The organism is Brevundimonas sp. SPF441, assembly GCF_009661015.1.
GTDB lineage: Bacteria > Pseudomonadota > Alphaproteobacteria > Caulobacterales > Caulobacteraceae > Brevundimonas > Brevundimonas vesicularis.
The window spans coordinates 181,222-204,530 of record NZ_WJWX01000001.1 but is presented as its reverse complement, the minus strand read 5'-3'; the positions used below and the strand labels follow the sequence as shown (position 1 = coordinate 204,530).

Here is a 23,309-nt window from a genome sequence, read left to right as displayed (position 1 = left end):
GATGCGCCAGCCCGCCGTCTTCTTCGGCCACGGTTCGCCCATGAACGCGCTTGGCGGTCCCTATGGGGCCGCCTGGCGTGCACTGGGCGAAGCGATCGGCAAGCCCAAGGGTGTGGTGATGATCTCAGCCCACTGGGAGACGCGCGGGCTGGGCGTCACCGCTCAGGAGAAGCCCGAAACCATCCATGACTTCGGCAACTTCCCGCGCGAACTCCATCAGATGCAGTATCCGGCGGCCGGATCGCCCGCCTTGGCGGCGCGGGTGTCGGCGCTGACCGGCGCCGTCCAGACGCGAGCGTGGGGCCTGGATCACGGGACCTGGTCGGTGCTGTGCCATGTGTGGCCCGAGGCGGACGTGCCTGTGGTGCAGTTGTCGTTGAACCGCGAGCTGACGGCGCGTCAGCATTACGAACTGGCCAAGGCGCTGAAACCACTGCGCGACGAGGGGATCGTCATCGCCGGCTCGGGCGACTTCGTCCACAATCTGCGGACCTGGAAACGCGAGGACGGCGCCGAACCCTACGCCTGGGCGACCGGCTTCAACGAAGCGGTGAAGACGGCGTTCGAACGGGGCGAGCATGAGGCGCTGATCGACTGGGTGGGTCTGGCCGAGGACGCGCAACTGAGCGTGCCGACCGACGAACACTTCCTGCCGGTGCTTTATATCGCCGCCCAGCAGGAGCCGGGCGAGGCGGTCAGCTTCTTCAACGACCGTATCGACGGCGGCTCAATCTCTATGACGGGCGTCCGGATCGGCTGATCAGGCCGCCTTCTCGGCCTCGACCATCTTCTGGATCGACACATAGTCGGTCTTGCCGGTGCCCAGAACGGGGACCTCGGCGACCTTGACGATCTTTTTCGGCACGATCAGTTCGGGCGCGCCGTTGGTTCGCGCCCATTCGGCCAGGGGCGCGACCTCAGCGTCGGCGTGGTCAGTGACCAGGACCAGTTTCTCGCCCTTGCGGCTGTCCGGAATCGATACGACGGCGTGGCGTTGGTCTGGCCAAACGGCGCCGGCGATCCCTTCGACGGCGGTCAGTGAGACCATCTCGCCGCCGATCTTGGCGAAGCGCTTGGCGCGGCCGCGGATGGTGACATAGCCGTCGCCGGTCACATCGACGATGTCGCCGGTGTCCAGCCAGTCGTCGCCAATCGGATCCCACGTCAGGGGCTCGGCCGAGGTGACATAGCCGCTCATGACATTGGGCCCACGCAGCATCAGGCGACCGCCTGCGTCGATGCCCTCGACCGGCTCCAGCTTCCAGTCGATGCCGGGCAGCACCTGACCGACTGTGCCGGGCGCGTTTCGGTCAGGATGGTTGACGGCGATCACGGGCGAGGCCTCGGTTGCGCCGTATCCTTCCAGCAGTTCGACGCCGCCGAACTTGGTGTTGAACAGGGTGCGGGTTTCCTCGCGCACCTTCTCGGCGCCCGCGACCACGAACTTCAGCGTCGAGAAGTCGTTCGGTTCGGCGACGCGCCCGTACTGGTTCAGGAAGGTGTCGGTCGCGAACAGGATCGAGGCGTTCACCTGGGGCAGCAGGTCGGTAATCTGTTTGGCGTGCAGCGGCGACGGATACTGGAAGGCCTTCAACCCTTGCAGCAGCGGCAGGATGACCCCGCCGGTCAGGCCGAAACAGTGGAAGGTCGGCAGGGGATTGAACATCACCCATTCGGGCAGCAGGTCGATGTGGGCCGCCACCTGACGCGCATTGGCGACGAGGTTCTTCTGGCTCAGCACGACGCCCTTTGGCGTGCCGAAGCTGCCGGAGGTGAACAGGACGACGCCCGGCGCATCGGGATCCGTCTTCACGCGGAACCGCTTGGGCGCCGCGCCGGCGGCGAGGCCGTAGAGCTTGTCGGCCAGACCGATGGTCTTGCGCACGTCGTCCAGCCAGACGACCTCGGCCACGCTTTTCAGTTCGACGATCAGGTCGTCCAGCTTGGCCTGATCGATGAAGCGTTTGGCCGTCAGCACCTTCTTGACGCCCGAGGCCTTGATCGCAGCCTTCAGATTGGCTTCGCCGGCGGTGAAATTCAGCATCACCGGCACACGACCGTGGGCGTGCAGACCGAAGAAGGTGACGACCACGCCCATGGACGACGGCAGCAGGATGGCGACCCGCTCGCCCTTGTCGGTCATATTGGCGATCTTGCGCCCCAGCACGAAGGCGGCGCGGATCAGACCGGTGTAGGTCAGCGGATGCCGGTCCTGATCCTCCAGGATTTCCTTGTCGCCGAACCGCGACCGCGCATCGATCAGGGCGTCGATCAGGGTCGAGTCGTAAAGCGAGGGATCCAGGGCCTGGCGCAAGCGCGTCTCCTACGGAGGACGCGGGCGGCCCTCTCTGTTGTTCGGGCGACTGTCATTAATGACGCCGCGTCATCTTGAAAAGACGCGTAACGTCGCGTGAGTTCCGATGCGCGATCACGCCTGCGGCAAGTCTGTTACCCGGTGTGCCTTGCCTAAACGGCCTCAAAGTCCGAAATACCGGCCATGGTCACCCTGATCGACACCCTTCAGCGCAAGCCGTCCGAGCTGCGTCACCCCGAAAAGCAGAACCGGCCCGAGTCGGTCGTTCTGAAAAAGCCCGACTGGCTGCGGGTGAAGGCGCCGGGCTCTGGTCAATACAACGCCACCAAGGAGATCGTTCGCTCCAAGGGGCTGGTGACGGTCTGTGAGGAGGCGGCCTGCCCGAACATCGGCGAGTGCTGGAGCCAGAAACACGCAACCCTGATGATCATGGGCGACACCTGCACGCGGGCCTGCGCCTTCTGCAACGTCAAGACGGGCCTGCCTCAGCCGCTGGATCCGGAAGAGCCGGGCAAGGTGGGCTTGGCCGTCCAGCAGATGGGCCTGAACCACGTCGTCATCACCTCGGTCGACCGCGACGACGTGGCCGACGGCGGTGCGGCACACTTCGCCGAGGTGGTGCGCCAGATCCGCATCCAGGCGCCGGACACCACGATCGAGATCCTGACGCCCGACTTCCTGCGAAAGGACGGGGCGGCGGCCGTGATGATCGACGCCAAGCCCGACGTTTTCAATCACAACCTGGAGACCGTGCCGCGCCTGTATCTGAAGATCCGGCCCGGCGCGCGCTACTTCCACAGCCTGCGCCTGTTGCAGATGGTCAAGGAGCGGGACCCGAACCAGTTCACCAAGTCCGGCATCATGGTTGGTCTGGGCGAGACCAAGGAAGAGGTCATGCAGGTGATGGACGACATGCGTTCCGCCGGCGTCGACTTCATCACCATCGGCCAGTACCTGCAGCCGACGCGCAAACATGCCGCGATCGACCGCTTCGTCACGCCGGAAGAGTTCAAGGCCTATGAGGCGATCGCCCGGGCCAAGGGCTTCCTAATGGTGTCGTCCAGCCCGCTGACGCGTTCGTCGCACCATGCCGGCGACGACTTCGCCCGGCTGAAGGCGGCGCGCGAGGCGCAGCTGCGCCGCTAAGTCCCGCATGGCCGTCCACCGCGTCACGCGCACTCTTCCCTATGCGCCCGAGCAGCTTGCCGATCTGGTCGCCGACGTGCGCGCCTATCCCGACTTCGTGCCGTGGGTGACATCGATGCGTGTCTGGAACGCGCGCGAGGAAGGCGAGGGCGTCGGCTTGCAGGATGCGGAGGCCAGCGTGGGCTTTTCTTTCCTTAAGGAGCGCTTCTCCACCTGGGTCAGGCATGATCGCAATGCGCCGAAGGTCGAGGTCGGCCTGTTGCGCGGACCGTTCAAGCACCTGAAGAACCGTTGGGAGTTCTTTCCCCATCCGGACGGCACGCGGCTGGAGTTCATGATCGACTTCGCCTTCAAGTCTCGGATGCTGGACATGATGCTGTCGGCCAACTTCGACCGGGCGGTGGAAAAGCTGATCGGTTGTTTCGAGGCCGAGGCGAAACGGAGGTACGGCGTCCGATGAGTTTTGATTTCGACGCGACCGTCGTGGGCGCCGGGGCTGTGGGCCTGGCCTGCGGTCGGGCGCTGTCGAAACGGGGCCTGACGGTGCTGGTGTTGGAGAAGGAAGCCCACATCGGCCAGGGCGTTTCCTCCCGCAATTCCGAGGTCATTCACGGCGGGCTCTATTATCCGACCGGTTCACTGAAAGCCCGCTTCTGCGTCGAGGGACGCCGCGCGCTCTACGACTTCCTGGCCAGCCGCAAGATCGATCACTGGAAATGCGGCAAGCTGGTCGTGGCGACGCAGGAATCAGAGGTCGAGCGGATCGAGGCTATCTTCGAACAGGCGACGGCGAATGGCGTCGAAGGGCTGGCGCATCTGACCGGCACCCAGGCGCGGGCGCTGGAGCCGGAGCTGAACGCCCACGCCGCCATCCTGTCGCCCGAGAGCGGCCTGTTCGACAGTCACGGCTATATGCTGGCTCTGCAGGGCGAGATCGAGGATGCGGGCGGATCGGTCGTTGTCTCGGCGCCGTTCGAGGGCGCAGAGGCCCTGACGGGCGGCGGCTTCACGATCCGTGTCGGCGGGGAGGGGGTGATGCAGGTCGCGAGCCGCCTTTTGGTCACCGCGCCCGGACTGTCGGCCCAGGCGGTGGCGGCGTTGATCGGAGGCTATCCGCCCGGCGACATTCCCGCCGGACATTTCGGCAAGGGCGTCTATTTCCGGCTGACGGGCAAGGCGCCGTTCGACCGCTTGATCTATCCGCCGCCCATCCCCGGCGCGTTGGGCACCCACTATCGCAAGGATCTGGGCGGTCAGGCCGTGTTCGGCCCCGATCTGGCCTATGTCGAAACCGAGGATTACTCGGTCGATCCTGTCAAGGCCGAAGAGTTCGCCACCTACATCCGTCGTTTCTGGCCGGGTCTGCCCGACGGCGCCCTGACGCCGGACTATGCCGGCATTCGGCCCAAACTGCATGGGCCGGGCGAGCCGCAACCGGACTTCCAGCTTCATGGCCGCGAGCATCACGGCATCGAGGGCCTGATGGCGCTGTTCGGCATCGAAAGCCCCGGCCTGACCAGTTCCCTGGCCATCGGTGAAGCCGTTGCTGACGCCCTGATGGAGACCGCATGACCGAGCGCGAAAAGATGCTGGCGGGCTTGCCTTACGATCCGGGCGATCCCGATTTGCGAGATGGCCGAGCCCGCGCCGTGGCCCTGACCGTCGCCATCAACGCCGAGCCGGATCGCGACCGGCGCGGCGCCCTGGTCAACGAACTGGTCAATGCGGCCGACGGCAAGGCGATCATCATGCCGGGCTTCTTCTGCGATTATGGCGTCAACATTCATCTGGGCGCGCGGGCCTTTGCGAACGCCAACTGCGTGTTCCTGGACTGCGCCGAAATCCGTATCGGCGACAACTTCCAGGCCGGGCCAGGCGTCCAGCTGCTGACGCCGGAGCATCCGCTGGACGCGGTCGCCCGCCGGGGCGAGGAGACGGCGCGGCCGATCGTTATCGGGGACGACGTCTGGATCGGCGGCGGCGCCATCGTTCTGGCGGGCGTCACCATCGGCGATCGTTCGGTGATCGGCGCGGGATCGGTCGTGACAAAGGACGTGCCGTCCGACGTGGTGGTGGTCGGCAATCCTGCGAAGATCGTCCGGCGTCTGACGCCTGCTTAAACGCCTTGAAATCGTCGCGCGGTTCATGCATAAGCCGCGCCTCGCGTGGCGGCTCTTTCGGGCCGCCGCTATTGTTTTCGCGCTAGACGGAGCTCGGCTCTGGGCGGCGCCCGACTTAGAAGATTGAGACGGACATGGCCGTTCCGAAGCGCAAAGTATCTCCCTCGCGTCGCAACATGCGCCGCGCCCACGACGCCCTGACCTCGAACGTCTACGTCGAGGACAAGGACACCGGCGAGCTGAAGCGCCCGCACCACATCGACCTGAAGACCGGCACCTATCGCGGTCGTCAGGTCATCACGCCCAAGGAAGACTAGTCTTTCAGGCGATCCCGACTTCGGTCGGATGACGATTTCGACGGCGCGCGGTGACCCGCGCGCCGTTTTCGTGCGTTCAGTCCGGTGAAGCTTCCATTGGAGACGCCGCATGATTATTCGTTTCACCGCCGTCAGCGCCTGCGCGCTGCTGACTCTTGCCGCCTGCAATCGCGTGGAAGAGCGCGTCTCGGAGCCCGCTGCAACGCCCGTCGCTTCGGCGAACGAGACGCCCGCTACGCCCTCCGTCGATCCGAATACGTTGACGGCCGAAGGGCTGGGGCCGGTGCGAATCGGCATGACGCGCGCCGAACTGGTGAAGGTTTGGGGCGAGGACTCCCAACCGAACGCTGCGGGCGGCGCCGAGCCCGAAGTCTGTGACCAGTTCCATCCGGCCAAGGCGCCGGCAGATGTTCAAGTGATGGTCCAGAACGGCGTACTGACGCGAATCACCCTGGCGCGCGGTGCGACGACCAAGACCGATCGCGGATTCGGGGTGGGCGATACGGCCATGGCGATCAAGCAAGCCTATGGCGGCGCGGTCTTCGCCCAGCCACACAAATACCAGGAAGCGCCGGCCGAGGATCTGTTCGTCTGGTCGAAGGGCGGGGCGACGACCTATGTCACCGATCCATCGGCGCGCGGCGTCCGATATGAGATCGGCAGCGACGGCAAGGTGATGATGGTCCATGCGGGCGATCCTTCGATCCAACTGGTCGAGGGCTGTTCCTGACACCCGGCGACGATGTCGGCATTGGCGTTTGGCGGGGAGGCGGCTAAACCGTCTGACCTCCCTTGCCCCTTGAGCCAAAGAGCCGAGCCATGACCGACATCGCCGACATCGTCGCCCGCCAGATCCTCGACAGCCGGGGCAATCCGACGGTCGAGGTCGATGTCACGCTGGAAGACGGTTCGTTCGGCCGCGCCGCCGTTCCGTCCGGCGCGTCTACGGGCGCGCACGAAGCGGTCGAGCTGCGTGACGGCGATAAGGACATGTGGGGCGGTAAGGGCGTCCAGAAGGCGGTCGATGCCGTCAACGGCGAGATCTTCGACGCCCTGTCCGGCATGGACGCCGAGCAGCAGCGCCGGATCGACGAGGCGATGATTGAACTGGACGGCACGCCCAACAAGGGCCGTCTGGGCGCCAATGCGATCCTGGGGGTGTCTCTGGCCGTCGCCAAGGCCAGCGCCCTGTCGGCCAATCAGGAGCTGTATCGTTATCTGGGCGGCGTCTCGGCCCGTGTCCTGCCGACCCCGATGATGAACATCATCAACGGCGGCGCCCACGCCGATAATCCGATCGACATCCAGGAGTTCATGATCCTGCCCACCGGCGCCGAGACGTTTTCGGACGCGGTGCGCATGGGCGCCGAAATCTTCCACGCCCTGAAGAAGCAACTGAAGGACGCCGGGCACAACACCAACGTCGGGGACGAGGGCGGCTTTGCGCCCAATCTGGCCTCGGCAGATGAGGCGCTGAGCTTCATCACCAAGGCGGGTCAGGCGGCGGGCTACCTAGCCGGCGAGGATTTCCACCTGGGCCTCGACGTCGCTTCGACCGAGTTCTTCAAGGACGGCAAATACGTCATGGCCGGCGAGGGCAAGACCGTCGATTCCGAAGGCATGGCCGCCTACCTGGTCGATCTGTGCGAACGCTTCCCGATCGTGTCGATCGAGGACGGCATGGCCGAGGATGACTTTGACGGCTGGCGCCTGCTGACCGAGCGCCTGGGCGATCGGGTCCAACTGGTCGGCGACGATCTGTTCGTGACCAATCCTGCGCGTCTGGCCGCCGGTATCGGCGAAGGTCTGGCGAACTCGATCCTGATCAAGGTCAACCAGATCGGCACCCTGTCCGAGACGCTGGACGCCGTCGATATGGCGCACCGCGCGGGTTACACCGCCGTGATGAGCCACCGGTCAGGCGAGACCGAGGACTACACCATCGCCGACCTGGCCGTGGCCACCAACTGCGGGCAGATCAAGACCGGCTCGCTGGCCCGCTCCGACCGGGTGGCGAAGTACAACCAGTTGCTCCGCATCGAGGAAATGCTGGGCGACCAGGGCGTCTATTTCGGCGACGGCATGCTGCTGAAATAGAAATCGGAATTGTCGGCGGAGGATCAGCGTTTTCCGCCGACTATCTTACTGTCAAGCTACATTTCGTTAGGCATTTTCGGGCACGGTTTCTGAACTGTGTTTTCGCGCTCAGAAGGAGCGTCTCAAGTGCCCGAACGGATGAAACCTTACCGCCTGTCCCTCGCCCTGTTGCTGCTTCTGGCCTATCTCGGGGTGCAGGCGCTGACGGGCGAGCGCGGACTGTTGAGCGGATCGTCTCGCGACGCCCTGCTGGGTCAGCGCGAGGACCAACTGGCGCATCTGACCGAGCAGCGCCGCGACCTTGAGACACGGGTCCGCTACCTGCGCACAGACAGCCTGTCTCGCGACCTTCTGGAAGAGCGCGCGCGCGCCGTGCTCGGCTTCTCCGATCCGCGCGACTATGTGATCCGCGTCTCGGCCCCGGCCGCCCAAGGCTGAGCGACCTTCATCACTTGAACTATTGTTACAGGGCGACCCGCACCCCTTTGCGTTACCGGAAGGAAGGCTGCTAAAGCCCCTTTCCGTAACGATAAGAAGGCGTCGGTTCTCGGCGCCTAGCCGGGAGATACCGGATGGCGAAAGCCCCAGCCAAATCCGCTCAGACGACCACGCCTGATAAACTGCCCAACACGCCGACGGCGTCCAAGGAAGACCTTCTGCGCTTCTATCGCGAGATGGTTCTGATCCGCCGCTTCGAAGAGCGTGCGGGCCAGCTCTACGGCATGGGTCTGATCGGCGGCTTCTGCCACCTGTATATCGGCCAAGAGGCCGTGGCGGTCGGCGTTCAGGAGAACGTCAAACAGGGCCACGATAAGATCATCACCGGATATCGCGACCACGGCCATATGCTGGCCGCCGGCATGGATCCCAAGGAAGTCATGGCCGAGCTGACCGGCCGCAGCGGCGGTTCGTCAAAGGGCAAGGGCGGATCGATGCACATGTTCGACGTGCCGACCGGCTTCTATGGCGGTCACGGCATCGTCGGCGCCCAAGTGGCGCTGGGCACCGGTCTGGCCTTCGCAGGCAAGTATCGCGGCGACGATTCGGTGGCGTTCGTCTATTTCGGCGACGGCGCCTCGAACCAGGGGCAGGTGTACGAGAGCTTCAACATGGCGCAGCTGTGGAAGCTGCCGGCCATCTACATCATCGAGAACAACCAGTACGCCATGGGCACGAGCATCGAGCGCTCGTCCTCGACGACCGAACTGTATCAGCGCGGCGCCAGCTTCGGCATTCCGGGCGAGCAGGTCGACGGCATGGACGTGCTGGCCGTGCGCGACGCGACGGCCCGTGCGGTGAAGCGCGCCCGCGAAGGCGGCGGTCCCTTCATTCTGGAGGTGAAGACCTATCGCTATCGCGGTCACTCGATGTCCGACCCGGCCAAGTACCGGACCAAGGAAGAGGTCGACGAGGTCAAGAAGACCCGCGACCCGATCGATCACCTGAAGACGCTGCTGTCGGCCGCCAATGCGACCGAGGACGAGCTCAAGGCCATCGACAACGAGATCAAGGCGATCGTCGCCGAAGCTGTTCAATTCGCCCAAGAGAGCCCGGAACCCGATCCGTCCGAGCTCTATACCGACGTCTACGTGGAGGCCTGATCCGTGACCGACATTCTGATGCCGGCGCTGTCCCCCACGATGGAAGAGGGCACGCTGACCAAATGGCATATCAAGGCGGGCGACACCGTGTCGGCCGGCCAGGTGATCGCCGAGATCGAAACCGATAAGGCGACGATGGAAGTCGAGGCCGTGGATGAAGGCGAAGTGCTGGAAATCCTGGTCGCCGAAGGCTCCGAGAACGTGAAGGTCAACACGCCGATCGCGCGTCTGGCCGGCGAAGACGGCGCAGCGGCGCCTGCGCCCAAGGCTGAATCCGCAAAAGGCGAAGCCGAGACGCTCAAGGCTGCGGCCGAGGGCAAGACCGGCGATCCGGAAAAGGCCGCGGCTCAGACGGCGACGCCCAAGGTCGAACTGCGGGACCCGGAAATCCCGGCTGACGCCAAACTGGTCAAGACGACCGTGCGCGACGCCCTGCGTGACGCCATGGCCGAAGAGATGCGTCGCGATGACCGCGTCTTCCTGATCGGCGAGGAAGTCGCCCAGTACCAGGGTGCCTACAAGGTCAGCCGGGACCTGCTGCAGGAGTTCGGCGACCAGCGCGTCGTGGACACCCCGATCACCGAGCACGGCTTCGCCGGCCTGGGCGTCGGCGCGGCCATGTCGGGTCTGAAGCCGATCGTCGAGTTCATGACGTTCAACTTCGCCATGCAGGCGATCGACCACATCATCAACTCGGCCGCCAAGACGCTCTATATGTCGGGCGGTCAGATCCGCGCGCCAATCGTGTTCCGCGGCCCGAACGGCGCGGCTTCACGCGTCGGCGCCCAGCACAGCCAGGACTACTCGGCCTGGTACGCTCAGGTGCCGGGTCTGAAGGTCATCGCGCCCTATGACGCGGCCGACGCCAAGGGGCTGCTGAAAGCCGCCATCCGTGACCCGAACCCGGTCGTCTTCCTCGAACACGAGATGATGTACGGCCTGGAGTTCGACGTGCCGGAGGTCGAGGACTATGTCCTGCCGATCGGCAAGGCCAAGGTCCGTCGCGAAGGCAAGGACGTCACCATCACCGCCCACAGCCGCATGGTCGGCTTCGCCCTGCAGGCCGCCGAGAAGCTGGCCGAAGAGGGCATCGAGGCTGAGGTGATCGATTTGCGCACTCTGCGCCCCTTGGATCACGAGACCATCGTCGAGAGCGTCAAGAAGACGAACCGCCTGGTCTCTGCCGAAGAGGGCTGGGGTCCGATGGGCGTCGGCGCCGAGGTCGTCGCTCGCGTCATCGAACATGCTTTTGACTATCTGGATGCTCCGCCGCTGCGCGTGCACCAGGAAGACGTGCCGCTGCCCTACGCCGCCAATCTGGAAGTGCTGTCGTTGCCGGGCGTGGACAAGATCATCGCCGCCGTGAAACAGGTGATGGCATGACCGACATCCTGATGCCGGCCCTGTCTCCGACGATGGAGGAGGGCGTTCTGGCCAAGTGGCACGTGAAGGTCGGGGACGTCGTCTCCGCCGGCGACGTGATCGCCGAGATCGAAACCGACAAGGCCACGATGGAAGTCGAGGCCGTGGACGAGGGCGAAGTCACCGACATCCTGGTCGCTGAAGGCACGGAAGGCGTGAAGGTCAATACGCCGATCGCTCGCCTGAAGGACGAGGGCGGCGCGGCCTCATCCAAGCCGGCCGAAAAACCCGCCGCAAAGACGGAAGAGGCGCCGAAGGCCGAGGCCGCTCCGGCGGCTGCCGAGGCGCCCAAAACAGCTACCATCGCCGCTCCGGCGCCCGCCGCGCTGAAGTCGGACGGCGGAGATCGCATCTTCTCGTCGCCGCTCGCTCGACGTATCGCCTCCCAGAACGGCGTCGATCTGAAGTCGATCAAGGGCACCGGTCCGCATGGTCGCATCGTCAAGCGCGACGTCGAGGCTGCCGGCAAGGCGTCGGCCCAACCGGCGACCGCATCCGCGTCGCCCGCCGCGACTGCAGCCGAGCCGCGCAAGGCGCAGTCGCTGGCGCAGATGGGCATTCCGGACGGCAGCTACGACCTGATCCCGCTGGACGGCATGAAGAAGGCGGTGGCGCGTCGCATGGTCGACAGCGTCCAGAACGTGCCGCACTTCCCGCTGTTTATCGACTGTGAGATCGACCAGCTGATGGCCGTGCGCGCCAAGGTCAACAAGATGCTGGAGCCGCAAGGGATCAAGGTCTCGGTCAACGACTTCGTCATCAAGGCCGCCGCCCTGGCCCTGAAGATGGTGCCGGAGGCCAACGCCTCCTACACGCCCGAAGGCATCGCCATGCACCATAACGCCGATGTCTCCATGGCGGTGGCGATCGAGGGCGGCCTCATCACCCCGATCATCAAAAAGGCCGAAACCAAGGGTCTGGCGCAGATCGCGACCGAGTCCAAGGATCTGGCCAAGCGCGCCCGCGACCGCAAGCTGAAGCCCGAAGAGTTCCAGGGCGGCACCTTCTCGGTGTCCAACCTGGGGATGTTCGGCATCAAGCAGTTCACCTCGATCATCAATGAGCCGCAGGGCTGCATCATGAGCGTGGGCGCGGGCGAACAGCGCGCGGTCGTCAAGAACGGCCAGGTCGTGCCGGCCACCGTCATGACCGTGACGCTGACGTGCGATCACCGCGTTGTGGACGGGGCGACCGGCGCCCGCTTCCTGCAAGCGTTCAAGCCGCTGATCGAAGATCCCGTCGCGATGCTGGCCTAAGGGGAGGGTGAGGTCATGACCTCGGTCTATGACTTCTCCGCCCGCGCCATCGACGGCACGGACGTTTCGCTCGATCGCTTTCGCGGTCAGGCGTTGCTGATCGTCAATACGGCGTCCAGGTGCGGCTTCACCGGCCAATACGACGGTCTGGAAAAGCTGCACCGGGCGTTCGCCGATCAGCCGTTCGAGGTGTTGGGCTTTCCCTGCAACCAGTTCGGCGAGCAGGAGCCGGGCAAGGCGGCGGAAATCGCCGCCTTCTGCGCCGCCAGTTTCGAAGTGACCTTTCCCCTGTTCGACAAGGTGGAGGTCAACGGACCGAACCGACATCCGCTTTATGACTGGCTGACCGAACAGAAGCGCGGCTTCCTGGGCTCCAAAGCCATCAAGTGGAATTTCACCAAGTTCCTGACCGACCGCGAGGGCAGGGTGGTCGCCCGCTACGCCCCGCAGACTGAACCCGAGGCCATCAAGGCCGACATCGAGAAGTTGATCTAATGGCTGCTGAATTCGATCTCGTCGTCATCGGCTCGGGCCCCGGCGGTTATGTCGCGGCCATTCGCGCCAGCCAGTTGGGCCTGAAGGTCGCCATCGTGGAGCGCGAGAACCTGGGCGGCATCTGCCTGAACTGGGGCTGCATCCCCACCAAGGCTCTGCTGAAGTCGGGCGAGAAGTTCGAGAGCCTGAGCCACCTGAAGGAGTACGGCCTGTCGGCGTCCGGCGCGTCGTTCGACTTCGACGCCATCATCCAGCGCTCGCGCGGCGTGGCCAAACAGCTGAATCAGGGCGTCGGCTTCCTGATGAAGAAGAACAAGATCGAGGTGATTGAGGGTTCGGCCAAGCTGGAAAAGGGCGCCGCCGCGCCCAAGGTCGTCGTCGCTCTGAAAGCGGGCGGTTCGCGCGCCTTGGAGGCCAAGTTTGTGATGCTGGCTGTCGGCGCCCGTGCGCGCGCTCTGCCGCAGATCGGGCTGGAAGCCGACGGCGATCGCATCTGGGCCTATCGCGAGGCCATGGCGCCGAAATTCATGCCCAAGTCGATTGTCGTGATCGGTTCGGGAGCCATCGGGATCGAGTTCGGCAGCTTCTATCGCGCCCTAGGCTGTGACGTGACCGTGGTCGAAGCCGTGGATCGCATCATGCCGGTCGAGGACGAAGAGGTCTCCAAGGCGGCTCAGAAGTCGTTCGAAAAGCGCGGCATGAAGTTCAAGCTGGGCGCCAAGGTCACCAAGGTCAGCAAGGACGCCAAGGGCGTGAAGGTCGCCGTGGAGATCGGCGGCAAGGCCGAGACCTTGGAGGCCGAGGTCTGCATCTCCGCCGTGGGCATCACCGCGAACACCGACGGCATCGGCCTGGAAGAACTGGGTCTGGAAATGGACCGCGGCCACGTCAAGATCGACGGCCACTGCCAGACCAACGTCAAGGGCCTGTACGCCATCGGCGACTGCGCCGGCGCGCCCTGGCTGGCGCACAAGGCGTCGCACGAAGGCATCCACGCCGCCGAACACATCGCCGGCTACAAGACCCCCAACGTCCATTCGCCCATCGCCGGCTGCACCTATGCCCAGCCGCAGGTGGCCTCGGTCGGCGTCACCGAACAGGCTGCGCGCGCCGAGAAGCGCGACGTGAAAATCGGCCGCTTCCCGTTCCGCGTGAACGGCAAGGCGATCGCCTCGGGCGACACCGACGGTTTCGTCAAGGTGATCTTCGACGCCAAGACCGGCGCCCTGATCGGCGCCCACATGATCGGCCACGAGGTCACCGAAATGATCCAGGGCTATGTCACCGCCATCACGATGGAGGCCACGGAAGAAGACATCCACGGGATCGTCTATCCGCACCCGACGATGTCGGAGGCCATGCACGAAGCGGCGCTGGACGCCTATGGGCGTGTGATCCACATCTAAGCCAGAGACCGAAACGGCCCCGGAGTGCTCCGGGGCCGTTTCTCGTTTCAGGCAGGCGGCGTCAGCGCTTCTTGCCCAATTCCGCCGCGATATCCTTGGTCATGCGCCCAACCTTGCGGTGGGCGGCGGTGATCTGGTCCTTGGTTACGCCCCAGCGTTTCATCCAGTATTCGACCGACTGACGTTCCGACAGATCAATGCGATCCTTGTCGATGAAGCCGCGCTTGTCCTTGAGGCCCGCCATCTTTGGCTCCATTCGTTGCGTTAGAGCGCCGGGTTAAGCCTTCTCGACAAAGCTGTCGATCACGCGCTTCTCCCCGGCCTTTTCGAACTCGACCAGCAGTTTGTTGCCTTCGATGACGCGCACGTTTCCGTACCCGAACTTCTGGTGAAAGACGCGTTCGCCCTTTTTCCAGCCTGAGCTGGATTTGGGGTCGGCGGTGGCGATCAGTCGGCCGTCGCCTTCGATGACGGCCTTGCGCGCCGGGATCTTGGCTGGGGTCTGGGCGGCGGTGAAGGATTGGGCGCGTTTCCAGCCGGGGGAGGAATAACCGCTGCCGAAAGATGGCGCGTCGTCCCAGCGGCTTTTTGCCTCCTTCATGCCGGTCGAAGCGCCGTAATAGCCGGTGTCGGATTGGGGATCGACGTGGGCAATAGGCAGTTCGTCGACGAAGCGGCTGGGCAGTTGGGAGGTCCAGCGGCCATAGACCAGCCGGTTGGCGGCGAAGGAGATGCGGGCGTCCTGCTTGGCGCGGGTGACCCCGACATAGGCCAGGCGGCGTTCTTCCGCGAGGCCCTTTTCGCCCTTTTCGTCGATGCTGCGCTGGCTGGGGAAGACGCCTTCTTCCCAGCCGGGCAGGAAGACCAGCGGGAACTCCAGCCCCTTGGCGCCGTGCAGGGTCATGATCTGCACCGCCCCATCGCCGTTGGGATCGTCGCTGGTCGCGCGCTCCAGATCCATCACCAGAGAGACGTGCTCCAGATAGGCCTGCAGCGTCTCGAACTGCTGCATCGACTGGGTCAGTTCCTTCAGGTTCTCCAGGCGGGTCTGGCCGCTGGTGCGGTCGGCCTTTTGCATGTCGGTATAGCCGCTCTCCTCCAGCACCGTTTCCATGACCTGCCAGTGGGGCGTGGTCTCGGACAGTTGGCGCCAGCGGTCGATGTCGCGCACGAAGTTGGACAGGGCGGTGCGGGTGCGGGCCTGAAGCTCGTCGGTATTGATCAGCCCCCGCACGGCCGTGAGGGCCGACAGATCGTGCTGGCGGGCCAGTTGCAGGATTTTCTGCACGCTGGTGTCGCCGATGCCGCGCTTGGGCACATTGACGATCCGCTCGAAGGCGAGGTCATCGTCTTCAGACAGGATCAGGCGCAGATAGGCGTGGGCGTCGCGGATCTCGGCGCGCTCGAAGAAGCGCGGCCCGCCGATGACAGTGTAGGGGATGGCCAGCATGACCAGCCGTTCCTCGAAGGCGCGCATCTGGAACGAGGCGCGGACCAGAATGGCCATGTCCTTGTATTTCAGGCCGGGTTCGCCGGCGTGGGGACGCCGCGCGGTCTCGATCTCGTCGGCGATCAGCCGGGCCTCGGCCTCGCCGTCCCAGACGCCGCGTACGCGCACCTTGTCGCCGCTGTCGTCCTCGGTCCACAGGGTCTTGCCAAGCCGGTCGCGATTGGCGGCGATCAGACCCGAGGCCGCGCCCAGGATATGGCTGGTCGAGCGATAGTTCCGCTCCAGCTTGACGATCTTGGCGCCGGGAAAGTCCCGCTCGAACCGCAGGATGTTGTCCACCTCGGCCCCGCGCCAGCCATAGATCGACTGATCATCGTCGCCGACGCAGCAGACGTTGCCGGTGGAGGCCGTCAGCAGCCGAAGCCACAGATACTGGGCGACGTTGGTGTCCTGATATTCGTCCACCAGGATGTATCGGAACCGACGGCGATATTCCTCAGCCAGGTCCGCATGCTGCGACAGGATGGTGATGTTGTGCAGCAGCAGATCGCCGAAGTCGCAGGCGTTCAGGCTGCGCAAACGCGCCTGATAGGCGGCGTACAGACCCTGACCCTTGCCGTTGGCGAAGTCCTCGCCGGGCGGCAGCTTGTCCGGCGTCCAGCCGCGGTTCTTCCAGTGGTCGATCAGGCCAGACAGCGACTTGGGCGTCCAGCGTTTGGTGTCGATGTTGGCGGCTTCCAGCAGCTGTTTCAGAACTCGTTCCTGGTCGTCGGTGTCCAGGATGGTGAAGCTGGATTTCAGGCCAACAAGTTCGGCGTGGCGACGCAAGATCTGGGCGGCGATGGAGTGGAAGGTGCCCAGCCAGCGCAGCCCTTCGGCGGACGGGCCGATCAGATGGGTGATCCGTTCGCGCATTTCGCGCGCAGCCTTGTTGGTGAAGGTGACGGCCAGCAGCTCCCACGGCTTCGCCCGGCCCGTCGCCAGAATGTGCGCCAGCCGTGTCGTCAGCACGCGCGTCTTGCCCGTGCCGGCGCCCGCCAGCACCAGAACCGGGCCCTCGGTCGTCTCGACCGCCTCGCGCTGCTCCGGGTTCAGCCCTTTCAGATAGTCGTTCGACGCCTCGCCCTCGGGCGCGCGGGCTCGCGCCAAGTCGGAAATACGGGGGGCGGGAAGGTCGGTCACAGGCGCAGAAACATCCGTCAGTCAGATTCGAAACCGGAACATAAGGGGACCGCGCGGCAATGTCAGGGCCGCCGCCACAATGAAACCTCGGAACCCGGCGGATCGACGGCCGGTTCCTAGGTGCGATGCAGCAGAACACTGACAAAGGAGACGCGGCGTTACATCGCAAACCACGCGGCAAGAAGGCCGGGTGGTGGGCCTTCGTTTTGGGCATGGTCGGAATGTTCGTGATCCTGGCCGTCTGGGTCGTGTTGGTCGAGATGGGTCAAGATCCGCAGGCCGACGTCAATTTCATCGGGCAAGCGCAATCCTCCGACGCCGGACCGCCCGAGACTACTTCAGACTATAGGTGATGGTCGTAACGACCCGGATCTTCTTGTCGATGGAGGCGGCTTCGTCGCCGGCTGCGCCATCGCGCGGCAGGATTTCGAACGAGCGCTGGGTGGCCTGACGGATCGGGCCCAAGGGCGTTCCGCTGTCCTTGGCGAACTGTTCCGCGCCGGTGCGCGCCGCCGCTGTACCCTCGGCGATCATCTGCGGGCGCACGTCGTTCAACTTGGTGAAGATGTAGGACGGACCCTGGAAGTCCTGCAGCACCACATCCTGACGCACCAGGTCGTTGAGCAGTCGCGTGGCCTGAACCCGGGCCACATCGTTGGTTCGAACGATCATCGTCTGAGCCAGGATGAAGCGTGGACCACCGTTCTGGGCGGCGTATTCTCGCGACCGTGTGTCGGCCACCTCCAGCCGGCCTAGCTCGATGGCTTGGGCAGGGTAGCCCTGGACGGTCAGGAATCGGCGGACCAGCGCCAGATCGCCGTCGATCTTGGTTTGAACTTCCGAAAGGACATCGCCCGAGGCCGTGAAGCGTAGCGGCAGGACGGCAAGGTCCGCTTTTACATTGCGTTCGGACAGGCCGCGCACCGTCACGGTGCGGTCGCCAGCGCGCGCGTGAATGACGCCCTGACCGATCAGGGCGCCGGCGCCGATGAAGCCGACAGCCAGAAGACCGCCGACCACGGCGGCTGGAAGCAGACGATTGTCGGACATGGTCAGGTTTCCGTTGGATCGAAGCTACGCCGGTCTTCCATGATCCGCCACCCAGTCCAGCGCCAGCAGGCGACAGGCGGAGGCGAGGGGGCGTCGGCCGCGACCGGCGTCGATTTCGGCCAGAAGCTGAGCCTTGCTGAGGCTTCGGGCAGCCGCGATCCGATCCAGCACGGCCCAGAACTCCGGCTCCAACGCCACCGACGTGGCATGGCCGGCGAGGGCGACCGAACGTTTGCTGAGGCTGCTCAACGCGCGGACTTTAGCACGATCTCGGCCGAGGCGGGGGCGCCGTTCGTCAGGATCGCGTGGTGGGTGTCTGTGACGAAGACCAGGGCGCCGGCCGCGTCGCGGATCTCGGCGCGCGCGGCATAGGTGTGGCGCGGATCGATCTGAGACGTGGGAAAGCCAAGGGTGACGCGATAGGGCGGGGCGCCGGTCAGCGGCTCTCGTGTTTCGGCGAGAACCTTGGCGGGCGCGTCGGCCAGACTGACATCCTCAACCCTGACGGTCAGGACATGGCCGGGCGGCAGCATGATCCGTTCGCGATAGGTGGCGGTCACGTTTACGACCGTCGTTCCGGTCGTCATGTCCGGCGTGGCGGCGCAGGCAGCCAAGACCAGAGCGGCGGGCAGGATCAGAGGGGCGTTTCGCATGGCGATCTCCTTCGAGGCGCCCAGTGTGTCACACTCAGGCGAAAGACGTGAGGGCGCGTGGCGTAGGGCGTGTTATGCGGGCCGTCCACCGTCGGAGATCAACCTTTGAGCCGCCCCTTTGCGATCGCTGCGATCGCCATCTGCGCCCTGATCTGGGGCACGACCTGGTACGCGATCACCCTGCAGTTGGGGCCGGTTGATTCCATCGTCTCCATCGTCTGGCGGTTTGGTCTGGCGTCGGCGGTCCTGTTCGCCTTCTGCGCCGTGACGCGCCGGCCGCTGCGTCTGACGCGCAGCCAGCATCTGGCCGCCATCGGCCAGGGCGCCTTCGTCTTCGCGGTCAGCTATGGCTTCGTCTATGCCGCGGAAGGGCAGGTGGCGTCGGCTGTGGTCGCGGTGATCTTCGCCGCCCTGGCCTTTGTGAACCTGATCCTGTTTCGGCTGCTGGGCGGACAGAAGGCGGCGCCAGCGGCGTGGATCGGCGCAATACTGGGCGTCATGGGCGTCGGGGTCTTGTCCTACGGCCAGGTCACGGCGGCCGGCGCTGGGCTCAATCCGGGGCTGGGCGTCCTCTTCGCGCTAACCGCTGTACTGGCTTCGGCGCTCGGCAACTGGTTCGCTTGGAAGGGACAGCAGGCGGGCGCGCCCGTTATGGCCGCCACGTCCTGGGCGATGGCTTATGGCACAGCCATGTTGGCGCTGTACGGCATGGCGACCGGCGTGACGTGGCGGATCGAGCCGACGCCGGACTATGTCCTGTCGCTGCTTTACCTCTCGCTGTTCGGGTCGGTGATCGCGTTCGGCTTGTACTTCACCATCGCGCGCCAACGCGGCTATGCCCTGGCCAGCTACATCTCGGCTCTGACGCCGCCCATCGCCATGCTGGTGTCGGTGCTGTTCGAGGGCGCGCGTTTCGGCTGGAGCGCCCTGATCGGACTGGCGCTTGTGATGGCGGGGCAGGTCATGCTGATCCGCGCGCCCAAGGCCTGAGCCGTCAGCCGTCGGATTTTGGCTCCAGCTTCTGACCGTCCAGCTGCTTCTGGGCGCGCTGACGCTCAAGAGCGGACAGGGTCTTCTCGGCCTTGGAGCGTCCATGGGCCAAGCGGTTGGCGGCGGCCAATGCCTTGTCTTCGGCCTTGGCGCGGGTCTTTCGCGCTCGGTTTAGATTGATGATCTCGCCCATGACTACGCCTTGGGCTTTTCGGCGGGGGGCGCATCGGCCGGCGGCTTGGCCGAGGGCTCGGGCGCCAGCACAGCCGGCACCTGAGACTCCGAGATCGTCGTCTGGGGGATGAAGGGCTGGTCCGCCGGGCGCTCGCCCAGCCGGGTCCAGGCATCGGCGCCGCGTCCGCGCTGACGCCCCAGTTCGAACATGGCCGTCATGGTCTCCTGATCGAACTTCAGGCTGGAGGCGGCGACATTGTCTGGAATGGCCGACAGCGCCATGTCCAGCCCATTGCGCCGCGCGAACGCCGCCGTCACCGCCAAATGGATGCGCAGCGACGACTTGCTCATGCTGTCATAGGTCCGCGCCAGGATCCCCGACAGGCGGCCGGGCGTGACGCCGTCGTTGCGGCCGACCTGGCCGTTGACGATGACATAGAGGGCGCCGACGCGGCCTTCGTCCTTTGGGCGGGTCCAGAGCATCAGGTCTTCAGGAATGGCTAGGAACGGCGTGTTGACGCCGCCGTCGACGTGCATTTCCAGAACCACCTTGTCGTCGTCCTGAAGCCCGGCGATCAAAACCGGGGGAAAGACGCCGGGAATGCTGGCTGAGGCGACCAGCACCTCTTTGAACAGCTCGCGGGCGTTCTCGTCGCCCTGGGTCGCCAAAAGACCCATGTCCCAGATGACGGTTTCCTCGCTGTCCAGATCGGTAGTCGCCACCAGCAGGCGTCGGCCCTTGGCGTGCTCGCGCGCGACGGCCTGCATCAGTTCAGGGGTGACGTTCTCGTCCACCAGATTGCGCAGGACCTGTGACGAGAACAGGCTCGGGTTCAGGAAGGCGGCGAAACTGCGCCAGCTCAGCAAATTGCTGGCGGCGCCGCTGGTATAGGCGTGCTGAAGTTCGTCGTCCCAATCCGATCCAAGAAAGGCGAACGGAGCGGCAAGCGCCCCCGTGCTGACGCCGGTGACGACATCGAACGCGGGGCGATCGCCCTGTTCGGTCCAACCTACCAGAAGCCCGGCGCCGTAGGCCCCGTTTGCGCCGCCGCCAGACAGCGCCAAGATCGACGTCGGTTTCTCGGGCCGAAGTCGCTGACCGATTTCCTGGGTGAAGGCCTGCAGGCGCGCGCTGTCGCTGGCTCGGATGCGAGGGTCTTCCGCCTTGACGAGCGTGCCGTCGGTGATGCGGAGGGGGCCGGTCGGGCGATCCAGCGTTCCACACGCCGACAAGGCCAGGGCCATGAGGACGCCGAACAGGCCTGATCCAATCCGCCGCATATCTTGAGTTCCGGTTCCGTGTGAACGCCGGCTTCTACCGCGTCCTTGCCAATCCTGTCATCAAGGCGATGAACAAGCGTCGCCGTTTGAAACCGTCGCAGGCCGGGTGTGTTCTCATCGGCAGGACAAACCAAACTGCTGGAGATACACATGGTTGACGTTTCGCTCATTAAGGAACACCTCGAAGTCGTAGGCTCGGACGGCGGTCACGTGGGCCGGGTCGATCACGTCCTGGGCGACCAGATCGAACTGGCGAAGCTGGATTTCGCCGGCGGCTTCAAGCACCACATGATCCCGGTCAGCTGGGTAGAACGGGTCGATGACAAGCACGTCCATCTGAGCCTGACCCAAGACGACGCCAAGGCGCGCTGGACCGAGAAGCCTCACTAAGGCCGATCTGACGCCGATTTAATGAAGGCCCCGCTGCACAAGCGGGGCCTTTTGCTTATCTGCGATATGTCGCATTGGGCGACAGTGGAGCCTGTCTTGATGCGCCTGATCCTGAATATCCTCTGGCTCATCTTCGGCGGCTGGATTTCCGGCCTTCTGTGGCTGCTGGGCGGCGCGATCCTTGCGCTGACCGTCGTCGGCCTGCCGTGGACGTTCGCGGCGTGGCGCATCGCCAGCTATTCGTTCTGTCCCTTCGGCCGCGAGATCGTGTGGCAGGACACGCATCCCGTCGCAGGCTGTGTCGGCGTCGTGTTGAACGTCGTCTGGTTCGTCGTGGCCGGCTGGTACATCGCCCTGACGCATTTGATCATCGCCGTGGCGGAGTTCGTCTCCATCATCGGCATTCCGTTCGCGCTGAAGGATCTTGAGTTGGCCAAGCTGGCGCTGGCGCCGGTCGGACGCACCATCCGCGACAAGACCTGACCCAAACGAAAACGCCGACGTCAGACGACGTCGGCGTTTCAAAAATCTCGTCCTTGGGTGGGATCAGCCCGGCGAGATCATCTTCTCCGGCCGCACGGCTTCATCGAACTCCGCGTCCGTCAGATAGCCGCCGCCGACGGCCTCCTCGCGCAGCGTGGTGCCGTTCTTGTGCGCGGTCTTGGCGATCTTGGCGCACAGATCATAGCCCAGCTTGCCGTTCAGAGCGGTGACCAGCATCAGCGAGTTGTTCAGGCCGCGCGCAATATTGTCCTCGCGCGCCTCGATGCCGACCACGCAGTTGTCAGTGAAGCTGATCGCCGCGTCGGCGACCAAGCGCACCGACTGCAGGAAGTTGTAGGCCATCACGGGGTTGTAGACGTTCAGCTCGAAATGGCCTTGCGACCCGGCGAAGGTGAGGGCGGCGTTGTTGCCGAACACCTGGACGCAGACCTGGGTCAGGGCTTCGCATTGCGTCGGATTGACCTTGCCCGGCATGATCGACGAGCCCGGCTCGTTTTCCGGCAGCGCCAGTTCGCCCAGACCCGAACGCGGGCCGGAACCCAGGAAGCGGATGTCGTTGGCGATCTTGAACAGGCTGGCGGCGACTGTGTTGATGGCTCCGTGGCTGAAGACCATGGCGTCGTGGGCGGCCAGGGCCTCGAACTTGTTCGGGGCCGTGGTGAAGGGCAGGCCGGTGATCTCGGCGATCTGGGCCGCAACCTTCTCGGCGAAGCCGATGGGCGCGTTCAGACCGGTGCCGACGGCGGTGCCGCCCTGCGCCAGTTCCATCATGGCCGGCAGCGTCTGTTCGATGCGCTTGATGCCGTTCTCGACCTGTTGCGCATAGCCGCCGAACTCCTGGCCCAGCGTCAGAGGCGTGGCGTCCTGGGTATGGGTGCGGCCGATCTTGATGATGTGGCCCCAGGCCTTGGCCTTGGCGTACAGGGCGGCGTGCAGATGTTTCAGAGCCGGGATCAGGTCGTTGACCACCTGTTCAGCGCAGGCGACGTGCATGGCCGTGGGATAGGTGTCGTTGGACGACTGGCTCATATTGACGTGGTCGTTGGGATGGACCGGCTTCTTGGAGCCCATCTCGCCGCCCAGAATCTCGATCGCGCGGTTCGAGATCACCTCATTGGCGTTCATGTTCGACTGGGTGCCCGAGCCTGTCTGCCAGACCACCAGCGGGAAATGGTCGTTCAGCTTGCCTTCGATAACCTCATTGGCGGCCTTGATGATGGCGTCGGCTAGGGCTGGGTCCAGCTTACCCAGGTCACGATTGGTCTCGGCGGCCGCACGCTTGACGATGCCCAGGGCGCGCACGACCGGCAGGGGCTGCTTTTCCCAACCGATCTTGAAGTTGCCCAGCGACCGCTGCGCCTGAGCGCCCCAGTAGCGATCGGCGGCGACTTCGATCGGGCCGAAGGTGTCGGTCTCTGTGCGGACGTTGCTCATGCGCGTAAATCTCGTCTCTCAGGCGTG

At 64.9% G+C, this 23,309-nt stretch carries 26 protein-coding genes; 17 read left to right on the top strand and 9 right to left on the bottom strand.

Features of this window, described 5'->3' with window-relative positions:
- Window position 1: 1 nt before the first annotated feature.
- Window positions 2–760 carry a 4,5-DOPA dioxygenase extradiol gene (gene ygiD / locus GGC30_RS01035; RefSeq protein WP_153921981.1) on the top strand — a complete coding sequence of 253 codons (759 nt, stop codon included), beginning with the start codon at window positions 2–4 and terminating at the stop codon, window positions 758–760.
- On the opposite strand, the gene GGC30_RS01030 is transcribed toward ygiD, so the two are convergent.
- Window positions 761–2,314 carry an AMP-binding protein gene (locus tag GGC30_RS01030; protein ID WP_153921978.1) on the bottom strand — a complete coding sequence of 518 codons (1,554 nt, stop codon included), beginning with the start codon at window positions 2,312–2,314 and terminating at the stop codon, window positions 761–763.
- Between the two features lie 183 nt (window positions 2,315–2,497).
- Here GGC30_RS01030 and lipA point away from each other — a divergent pair, with 183 nt between their 5' ends.
- The 13 genes from lipA (at window position 2,498) to lpdA (ending at window position 14,174) form a co-directional block, all read left to right on the top strand.
- Window positions 2,498–3,460, top strand: a complete 963-nt coding sequence (gene lipA / locus GGC30_RS01025; RefSeq protein WP_017504838.1) for a lipoyl synthase — start codon at window positions 2,498–2,500, stop codon at window positions 3,458–3,460.
- 7 nt (window positions 3,461–3,467) lie between these two features.
- Window positions 3,468–3,920 (top strand): type II toxin-antitoxin system RatA family toxin, encoded by a 453-nt coding sequence (locus GGC30_RS01020; protein ID WP_153921975.1) that lies wholly within the window; start codon window positions 3,468–3,470, stop codon window positions 3,918–3,920.
- Entirely contained in the window at window positions 3,917–5,032 is a 1,116-nt protein-coding gene (locus GGC30_RS01015; RefSeq protein WP_153921972.1) for an NAD(P)/FAD-dependent oxidoreductase, read from the top strand. The genes GGC30_RS01020 and GGC30_RS01015 overlap by 4 nt, the downstream gene beginning before the upstream one ends.
- Window positions 5,029–5,580 carry a sugar O-acetyltransferase gene (locus tag GGC30_RS16680; protein WP_039243667.1) on the top strand — a complete coding sequence of 184 codons (552 nt, stop codon included), beginning with the start codon at window positions 5,029–5,031 and terminating at the stop codon, window positions 5,578–5,580. Before GGC30_RS01015 ends, GGC30_RS16680 begins: the two co-directional genes overlap by 4 nt.
- Before the next feature lie 134 nt (window positions 5,581–5,714).
- Window positions 5,715–5,897 (top strand): 50S ribosomal protein L32, encoded by a 183-nt coding sequence (rpmF, locus tag GGC30_RS01005; protein ID WP_026108365.1) that lies wholly within the window; start codon window positions 5,715–5,717, stop codon window positions 5,895–5,897.
- 109 nt (window positions 5,898–6,006) lie between these two features.
- Window positions 6,007–6,627, top strand: a complete 621-nt coding sequence (locus tag GGC30_RS01000; RefSeq protein ID WP_153921969.1) for a hypothetical protein — start codon at window positions 6,007–6,009, stop codon at window positions 6,625–6,627.
- An 89-nt stretch (window positions 6,628–6,716) separates the two neighbouring features.
- Window positions 6,717–7,994 (top strand): phosphopyruvate hydratase, encoded by a 1,278-nt coding sequence (eno, locus tag GGC30_RS00995; protein WP_039243670.1) that lies wholly within the window; start codon window positions 6,717–6,719, stop codon window positions 7,992–7,994.
- Between the two features lie 138 nt (window positions 7,995–8,132).
- Window positions 8,133–8,432, top strand: coding sequence for a septum formation initiator family protein (locus GGC30_RS00990; RefSeq protein ID WP_017504845.1), 300 nt, complete (start codon window positions 8,133–8,135; stop codon window positions 8,430–8,432).
- Window positions 8,433–8,566: 134 nt separating this feature from the next.
- Window positions 8,567–9,595, top strand: coding sequence for a pyruvate dehydrogenase (acetyl-transferring) E1 component subunit alpha (pdhA, locus tag GGC30_RS00985; RefSeq protein ID WP_153921966.1), 1,029 nt, complete (start codon window positions 8,567–8,569; stop codon window positions 9,593–9,595).
- Window positions 9,596–9,598: 3 nt separating this feature from the next.
- Window positions 9,599–10,978, top strand: a complete 1,380-nt coding sequence (locus tag GGC30_RS00980) for a pyruvate dehydrogenase complex E1 component subunit beta (protein WP_370451811.1) — start codon at window positions 9,599–9,601, stop codon at window positions 10,976–10,978.
- Window positions 10,975–12,273 carry a pyruvate dehydrogenase complex dihydrolipoamide acetyltransferase gene (locus GGC30_RS00975; protein WP_153921963.1) on the top strand — a complete coding sequence of 433 codons (1,299 nt, stop codon included), beginning with the start codon at window positions 10,975–10,977 and terminating at the stop codon, window positions 12,271–12,273. The genes GGC30_RS00980 and GGC30_RS00975 overlap by 4 nt, the downstream gene beginning before the upstream one ends.
- Before the next feature lie 15 nt (window positions 12,274–12,288).
- Window positions 12,289–12,768 carry a glutathione peroxidase gene (locus GGC30_RS00970; RefSeq protein ID WP_153921960.1) on the top strand — a complete coding sequence of 160 codons (480 nt, stop codon included), beginning with the start codon at window positions 12,289–12,291 and terminating at the stop codon, window positions 12,766–12,768.
- Window positions 12,768–14,174, top strand: a complete 1,407-nt coding sequence (gene lpdA / locus GGC30_RS00965) for a dihydrolipoyl dehydrogenase (RefSeq protein WP_153921957.1) — start codon at window positions 12,768–12,770, stop codon at window positions 14,172–14,174. The genes GGC30_RS00970 and lpdA overlap by 1 nt, the downstream gene beginning before the upstream one ends.
- Before the next feature lie 61 nt (window positions 14,175–14,235).
- Here lpdA and GGC30_RS00960 read toward each other — a convergent pair whose 3' ends face one another.
- The 5 genes from GGC30_RS00960 to GGC30_RS00935 all read right to left on the bottom strand — a co-directional run bounded on the left by GGC30_RS00960 (window position 14,236) and on the right by GGC30_RS00935 (window position 18,509).
- Window positions 14,236–14,418, bottom strand: a complete 183-nt coding sequence (locus tag GGC30_RS00960; RefSeq protein WP_055753752.1) for a DUF3606 domain-containing protein — start codon at window positions 14,416–14,418, stop codon at window positions 14,236–14,238.
- A gap of 33 nt (window positions 14,419–14,451) precedes the next feature.
- On the bottom strand, window positions 14,452–16,806 hold the full coding sequence (locus GGC30_RS00955) for an ATP-dependent helicase (RefSeq protein ID WP_370451810.1): 2,355 nt from the start codon (window positions 16,804–16,806) through the stop codon (window positions 14,452–14,454).
- A gap of 333 nt (window positions 16,807–17,139) precedes the next feature.
- Window positions 17,140–17,856, bottom strand: a complete 717-nt coding sequence (locus tag GGC30_RS00945) for an SIMPL domain-containing protein (RefSeq protein WP_153921947.1) — start codon at window positions 17,854–17,856, stop codon at window positions 17,140–17,142.
- Between the two features lie 24 nt (window positions 17,857–17,880).
- Window positions 17,881–18,105, bottom strand: coding sequence for a ribbon-helix-helix domain-containing protein (locus GGC30_RS00940; RefSeq protein ID WP_066624790.1), 225 nt, complete (start codon window positions 18,103–18,105; stop codon window positions 17,881–17,883).
- Window positions 18,102–18,509, bottom strand: coding sequence for a YbaY family lipoprotein (locus GGC30_RS00935; RefSeq protein ID WP_153921944.1), 408 nt, complete (start codon window positions 18,507–18,509; stop codon window positions 18,102–18,104). The genes GGC30_RS00940 and GGC30_RS00935 overlap by 4 nt, the downstream gene beginning before the upstream one ends.
- Before the next feature lie 105 nt (window positions 18,510–18,614).
- Between GGC30_RS00935 and GGC30_RS00930 the strand changes: the two genes are divergently transcribed.
- Complete coding sequence (locus tag GGC30_RS00930) at window positions 18,615–19,499, top strand: DMT family transporter (protein ID WP_153921941.1); 885 nt, start codon at window positions 18,615–18,617, stop codon at window positions 19,497–19,499.
- 4 nt (window positions 19,500–19,503) lie between these two features.
- Here the strand turns inward: GGC30_RS00930 and GGC30_RS00925 are convergent, their stop codons facing one another.
- Together GGC30_RS00925 and GGC30_RS00920 are read right to left on the bottom strand one after the other, a co-directional pair.
- Window positions 19,504–19,692 carry a DUF4169 family protein gene (locus tag GGC30_RS00925; RefSeq protein WP_153921938.1) on the bottom strand — a complete coding sequence of 63 codons (189 nt, stop codon included), beginning with the start codon at window positions 19,690–19,692 and terminating at the stop codon, window positions 19,504–19,506.
- Window positions 19,693–19,694: 2 nt separating this feature from the next.
- Complete coding sequence (locus tag GGC30_RS00920; RefSeq protein WP_153921935.1) at window positions 19,695–20,954, bottom strand: patatin-like phospholipase family protein; 1,260 nt, start codon at window positions 20,952–20,954, stop codon at window positions 19,695–19,697.
- A gap of 150 nt (window positions 20,955–21,104) precedes the next feature.
- On the opposite strand from GGC30_RS00920, the gene GGC30_RS00915 reads away from it, so the two are divergent.
- Window positions 21,105–21,344: a DUF2171 domain-containing protein gene (locus GGC30_RS00915; protein ID WP_039243689.1), complete on the top strand. Its 240-nt coding sequence runs from the start codon at window positions 21,105–21,107 to the stop codon at window positions 21,342–21,344.
- A 96-nt stretch (window positions 21,345–21,440) separates the two neighbouring features.
- Entirely contained in the window at window positions 21,441–21,827 is a 387-nt protein-coding gene (locus tag GGC30_RS00910) for a YccF domain-containing protein (protein ID WP_055753744.1), read from the top strand.
- 63 nt (window positions 21,828–21,890) lie between these two features.
- Here the strand turns inward: GGC30_RS00910 and fumC are convergent, their stop codons facing one another.
- Window positions 21,891–23,282 carry a class II fumarate hydratase gene (gene fumC / locus GGC30_RS00905; RefSeq protein WP_153921932.1) on the bottom strand — a complete coding sequence of 464 codons (1,392 nt, stop codon included), beginning with the start codon at window positions 23,280–23,282 and terminating at the stop codon, window positions 21,891–21,893.
- Window positions 23,283–23,309 lie beyond the last annotated feature (27 nt).